Consider the following 1,012-nt stretch of genomic DNA (forward strand, 5'->3'; position numbering starts at 1 on the left):
AGCATGTCCACCGAGGAGCCGTCACCGGTCACGGTTCAACAGCGAGCGGGACATCGCCCCGCCTCGCGGCCCAAGTGCCTTGCCGGCGGGGGTCCGCTCGAACGAAGGGTTAGCCGTCAGCGAGATGCCGCAGCGCCGAGAATCGGTGTCCATGCGTTTTCGGACAGACATTGGCGAAGCAGAGGTGCCGACCCTCGTTGACCGGCTGTTGGGGATAGCCGGGGTCGAACCCTGGGTAAAGCGCTTCGCTTGGCTCCAGCAGGAACTGCGGGAGAACCGCTACATGGAGGACTGGCTCCATGACAGGTGCGGCATTGAGTGGACCTTGGGCGAAGCGATCTCGTCAGGACAGATGCGCCCCGGCTCTCGCGAGGCTTTGCGAGGAACCGGACGCTACGAGTTGGCGTCGTTTGCTGCCGGGGTGGTTCTGCTGTTCGAAGGTCTGACCAAGGATGGCAAGAAGCGGCTTCGCGGACGCCTCCTCGATGGCCTCAAGTCCGACAGTGGTCTCCTGGCCGTGCAGCACGAGGTCTCTACGGTCGTGCACCTCATGCGGGCAGGGTTTGATGTTGAACCGCATGACCTGGATAGAGGCGGGGGCTTCGACTTCCTCGCGCGACGAGAGGGCGCCGAGGTGGAGGTTGAGTGCAAGCTGTTCTCCGCCGACATTGGCAGGAAGATCCATCGTCGGCAGTCCGCGAGGTTGTTCCAGAGGCTGACGCCGGTTCTCGACCCTGTGTTTCGCACGCCGGCGCAGGGTCTGTTGGTTCGACTCACGCTCCCGGGCCGACTCTCGCCAGCGCCGCAGCAGCATGACGCTGTTGCGCGCGTGCTGCAGTCTGGGCTGCTCGCTGGCGGGAGTGTCCAGACAGACGTTTGCTCGGTACGGTTGTACGACTTCAACATCGCAGGCAGTCCATTTGACTTGGCGGACATACATGCGCTCAGGCGAGAAGGGCGATGTCCCGCTCGCTGTTGAACCGTGACCGGTGACGGCTCCTCGGTGGACATG

1 protein-coding gene is annotated in these 1,012 nt (G+C 63.7%); it reads right to left on the bottom strand.

Features of this window, described 5'->3' with window-relative positions; genetic code table 11:
- Positions 1–343: 343 nt before the first annotated feature.
- Positions 344–1,012: hypothetical protein (locus D9C15_RS33185; protein ID WP_205854985.1), on the bottom strand; the 669-nt coding region annotated here is incomplete at its 5' end.

Origin of the sequence: Piscinibacter defluvii (genome assembly GCF_004011805.1) — a bacterium.
Classification (GTDB): Bacteria; Pseudomonadota; Gammaproteobacteria; order Burkholderiales; family Burkholderiaceae_C; genus Piscinibacter; species Piscinibacter defluvii.